Raw genomic sequence first — 4,876 nt, forward strand, 5'->3', positions numbered from 1 at the left:
CCTGTAAGGAGACCGTCGAAATAAACATCGCGGAAATGCTTATCCTGTTTCATGCGCAATCCAGAGCGGCACGTTTTGATAAGCAGGTCACGTCTTGCGCCTTTGAAGAGGACACGCGCCAACTGAAGGGTAGCAAGAATCGCTTCTAGGCTGCGTTTGGCCGGCGAGCGCTCCGGCTGAGCTAGCGGAGCGTTTTCGAAGAGCCGAAATACCGGATTGCGAAGGACGCGCCATGCGCTCCAACCGTCAAACCTGGGTGCAAATAGATCATGCGTGCGTTCAGTCGCCGCAAATGCATCTCTCCCAGCCAACCGTGACGCCTCGATCGTCACGACTTTGCGGACCTCAGGCCGTAGATCTCGGCACACAGGGCCGTCGACCGCACAGCTTCGTCGATCGATGTAAGCTCGGTCTGTCCAGTCGTTAATAGTCGAACAAGTTGCTCCGCCTGATAACGCAAACCCGGCTTGAAGTCTTTGTCGCGCGGGTCAAGCGCAACCTCCGTAAGCTGCCGCTCACCCCGCCTCTGAATTCCAAGCTTCTCAAGTGGCCGCAATTCAACCCGCACGCTGCGATTGGTTATCGTCACCGACCACGGGCCGGGTCCATTCCACACGGCTTGGTACACGCCACAATCACCGCTAGAAAAGCGAATCGTTGCAACGACGAATCCTGGCTGATCTTGCCTCCATGGCTCAGAAACTGAGACGAATTCAATTTTGCCTCGTCCAAAAGCGCAGAAATAATCGATGAGATGTATGGAGTTGGCGAACATATAATTCGTGAGTACAAGTTCGGGCTGACCACTCGCTCGGGCCGATCCGAGATCTTGCTGATCCAGAACAGAGATCAAGCGTGGACCTTCGTCGTGGGCCAATTCATTTTGAGCTTGGCGGCTTGCCGCGTAGGACCGGCGGTTCAGGCCCACAAATGTCCGGGCGCCCAACCGGCGGCTCGAATCGAGAATGGCCTCGGCTTGCGTCAAGTCGAGCCCAATCGGCTTCTCCACAAAGCAAACCCAAGGATAGCGAAAGCAACCCGGGTAAACCTCCGACATGGAGAGCTCATTGACGGCGACCACGACGGCATCAGCTTTGGTCGCGGTATACATGGCATCGATGGTCGCAAACGCCGGTACAGCATATTGGGCAGCAAGCGCCTCGGCGCGCTCCCTTGTTCGTCCACAGACCCCGACAATAGAGACGTCCGGCAGCGAAGCGAAGGCTTTGGCGTGCTCGCCGGCCATATATCCAGCACCTACGATTGCGATCTTCCATTTCTTCATGGTGATCATCTAAGCCCATTTGAACGTACGTGAGTGCGGTAAGGACGCGTCGACCAGAACTTCGAGGCCACCTCGCTCATGGGAAATGTGTGCTGCCACGCAGCACCCAAGCGCATGCTTGCCAATTGCACCGTCGGGAAACGCATCCCCAGCAAGCATGGCGGACCAGACGTTCATCGTCGGTAAAAGCGCATCTGTCGGATCAACTCGCTCAAGCCGCACGTCTGCCGGCATGCCGTAACGAGCCGTGGGCAAATCCCGAAACTCCGGCTTGCGCGCTGCGACCCTGATTTCGCCGCTGAGCTCATCAATTGTAATCTGGCCAAGCCGGCAAACAAAAACGATCTGAAGCCCGTATCCGGCGGCACTGGAGAAATCGACATACATTGCAACGTCGTCGAAAGTTCGCGCCAGCAATCGACCGGCCGAATCTTCGAATTGCGGCCCTCGCGGATTTGAAAGATGGTCGCGTTCCAGCCAGGCACAGACAGAGCGAACCGCACTGCCACTGATGTAGCGAAGCATCTCGAAATAATGGCTGCCGTTCATGGCAAGGCCAAAATTCGAGCCGGCGACCAATACGCTTGTCAGCGGCCCTAGCTCATCGCTGCCGACCATGGCTTTGATCCGCCTGTAATGCGGCATGAACTGCATTTGATGATTGACGGCTAATACGGCGCCGGCACGCCGACAGACCTCCGACATCTCTTCGGCAGCGGCCAAAGAAGTCGCCATCGGCTTTTCGCACAATATATAGCGTGCTCCGATTTTGGCTGCTGTCTCGACCAGAGCCGCATGTGAATCTGCCGTCGTCGCGACCACAAACGCTTCCGGCCTCACATGGTTCAACATCTCGACTGGATCAGTGAAGCATGCCGAGGGTGAAACGTCATGGGCGGTGCTGACGGACTTGAGCGTTGTCTCCGAAATGTCGGCGGCACCGCAGATAGTCATTCCAAGACTCTTGACTGCCTGGACATGCCGAACACCCATGCGTCCAAGCCCGGCGACTGCAACTCTTATACGTGCGGGATCACTTGGCTGTTGGCTCACAAAATAACCTATATCAGCTGACGGGCGGGAGAGCGCAGCGCGTAATGCGCCCAAACGGAAATTGCCTTGCGACCTTCGCCCCAAGGCAGATCGAACGACCGACATGCAACCGCGCCGACGAACAGAGCCAGGAGGGCCTGAGCGACAGCGTAGCCCATCGCCGCACCTACGACGCCGTACCACCCAACCAGAACCCAGGTGAAGATAGTACCGACAATCGCCGATGGAAACGTAACCGATGAAAGCAATCCCGTACGTCCTGAAAAGAAGTACAGGACGGAGGTGGAAACATAGATTCCGGTGAAAGCGCCTCCTAGCATGAACCAGGACAATAGCGGGATCGCTTCCTGAAAACGGGGCCCGAGCACCAGAGCGCTCGCATATCGCAGCACGACCCAGAGCGCTCCCGCGCCGCAAAAGAAGATCGGCACCATGGCGTAGATCGCACCCACTGCGTAATGCTTGTCGATTGCCTTGCTCGAGGCCAGCTTTTCATACATCCAAGGGCCGTATGCTTTCACGAAGGCATCAGCAAGGATTCCCATAGTCACTCCCAGCTGCGCGCCAGCACCATAAACGCCGAGCGAATCTCCGCCGAGCTTTATTGAGACGATCCAGCGGTCGGCTGTTCCGAGCAGAACGCCGGCGAAGGTATGGAAAATCAGGGGTAAGCCGAAGGCGAGTAGGACTCTCATTTCTCGCCACCGAATTGACCAGCGCGCCTCTCGTTTGGCCCAGAAAATGCCGAGCACCACGCAGGCCATGAGCCCAGCCGACACAGTGATTCCGGCATTCCGCCCAGCTGCGCCCCACCCCAACCACAGCACGGCCAGCAACGACAAGCCGACATTGACCAGGCTCGCGAGGAATTGCAACGAACCGCTCTGGGCCGCCTTTTGCTGGCTCTGCCACAAGACCAATCGGCATTGCACGATCACATTGGCCCCGGCGGTAAGCGCCGCTGCGGCGCCCCAGAGAGGATTTAATCCTCCTCCAAGCGGCGGGTGGATCCAAAGCACAGCCGCGACAAACAGGGCTATCGCAATCGTGCTGGCAACGGCAAGCGCAAGGGCAGCTCCGGTATAGGAGGGAATGTCTTCGCGGGGTTGTCTGAACCAGATCACGCCGAGCGCTGCGTGCGCGTTAAGTCCACAAAAAGTCAAGCAGAAAGTCACCAGAAGAGCGAAGTTCACCACCTCTCCGTACTCATCCGGTCGTAGAGCACGTGTGAGGATTGGCAGCAGCAGAAACGGTATCGCTGCCGACGTCACGTTTGCCACGACGTAAATCAAACCTGCCCGAAGTAACTTCATCGCGATTTCGAAGCCATCTACTGGCGAAGAAAGCCATCGATCATGCGCAATCCCGCCTCAGAACTTTTTTCCGGATGGAACTGACACGCGGTGATATTTCCCGAGCGAAGCGCAGCAGCAATCCGATGGCCCCCGTAGTAGCAATCGGCGAGCCGATGGCTATCGTTTTCCGGTTCGTAGTGGAATGAGTGAACGAGATAAACTGAAGTGCCCTCCGAAATGCCGTCTAAGATAGTTCCCGCCCAATCGGACGCTCGGGCCAACTCGGCCCAACCGATATGCGGTATTCGGTGCGGCAGACCGTCACTGTCGCGCGGTGGGATCGCCACGACGCGCCCCGGCACCAAATTCAATCCCTCATGCAATCCGAACTCATCGCTTGTGGTCGCCAACATCTGCATGCCCAGACAAATCCCCAAGAACGGGCGGCCAGATCCAACGAAGCGACGGATCGGATCAATCAACCCCCGCTCGCGCAAGCCGCGCATACCATCGGCGAATGCTCCGACTCCAGGCAGCACCAAACGATCGGCGTTCTCTACCACCGTCGGATCGGCTGTCAGCACCGGATGCGCACCGCAGTGTTCGAAGGCACGACGGACGCTGTGAACGTTGCCGCTGCCGTAGTCGATGATCGCGAGCAAGGTCCTACGCATTCCGGGTTGCGAGTCCAGCAGCATGGGCAGCGGCGCGCATCTGCGGAATCGTCAGTCGTTGATAGTGAAGAACATCAGCCATCGCCACAGCGTCCGCGGCTCCTTCGAGCACGACGCTTCCGATGTCGTCGAGCTTGCCCATGCCTCCGCTCGCGATTACAGGCACACTCACCGCGCGCGACACGCTCGAGACCAGCGGCAGATCGAATCCGGCGCGCGTTCCCTCCTGGTCGATCGATGTGAGCAGAATCTCGCCCGCACCAAGGTCTACAGCGCGCTTCGCCCATTCGATCACATCCAGGCCCGTGCGTTCGCGGCCGTTGTCGGTATAGGCCTCCCACCGGCCATCGCCCATCCTCTTCGCCTCTATCGAGAGAACCATACACTGCGATCCAAATTTGCGGGCGATCTCGCCGATAAGCTCCGGCCTCTTTGTTGCGGCGGTATTGACGCCGATCTTGTCGGCGCCCGAACGCAAAAGCGTGACGACATCATCAACGGACCGGATCCCCCCCGTTACCGTAAGGGGAACAAAGATGTCGCGCGCTGCGCGGGCGACGATATCATGC

6 protein-coding genes are annotated in these 4,876 nt (G+C 58.2%); all 6 read right to left on the bottom strand.

The features are described 5' to 3' along the window. Positions 1–332 (bottom strand): hypothetical protein (locus tag IF809_RS37950; RefSeq protein ID WP_462840027.1); only part of this gene is annotated, 332 nt, incomplete at its 3' end. After that, complete coding sequence (locus tag IF809_RS37955) at positions 329–1,294, bottom strand: Gfo/Idh/MocA family protein (protein ID WP_462840028.1); 966 nt, start codon at positions 1,292–1,294, stop codon at positions 329–331. The genes IF809_RS37955 and IF809_RS37950, both read right to left, overlap by 4 nt. Further along, complete coding sequence (locus IF809_RS37960) at positions 1,295–2,443, bottom strand: Gfo/Idh/MocA family protein (protein ID WP_462840029.1); 1,149 nt, start codon at positions 2,441–2,443, stop codon at positions 1,295–1,297. Further along, the gene (locus tag IF809_RS37965) at positions 2,347–3,651 is read right to left on the bottom strand and encodes a lipopolysaccharide biosynthesis protein (RefSeq protein WP_462840030.1); all 1,305 of its coding nucleotides are present in this window, start codon (positions 3,649–3,651) and stop codon (positions 2,347–2,349) included. Before IF809_RS37965 ends, IF809_RS37960 begins: the two co-directional genes overlap by 97 nt. Positions 3,652–3,668: 17 nt before the next feature. Then, positions 3,669–4,295 (bottom strand): imidazole glycerol phosphate synthase subunit HisH, encoded by a 627-nt coding sequence (hisH, locus tag IF809_RS37970; protein ID WP_453996708.1) that lies wholly within the window; start codon positions 4,293–4,295, stop codon positions 3,669–3,671. 4 nt (positions 4,296–4,299) lie between these two features. Further along, positions 4,300–4,876 (bottom strand): imidazole glycerol phosphate synthase subunit HisF (gene hisF, locus IF809_RS37975; RefSeq protein WP_462840031.1); only part of this gene is annotated, 577 nt, incomplete at its 5' end.

This window comes from Bradyrhizobium sp. UFLA06-24 (genome assembly GCF_054967145.1).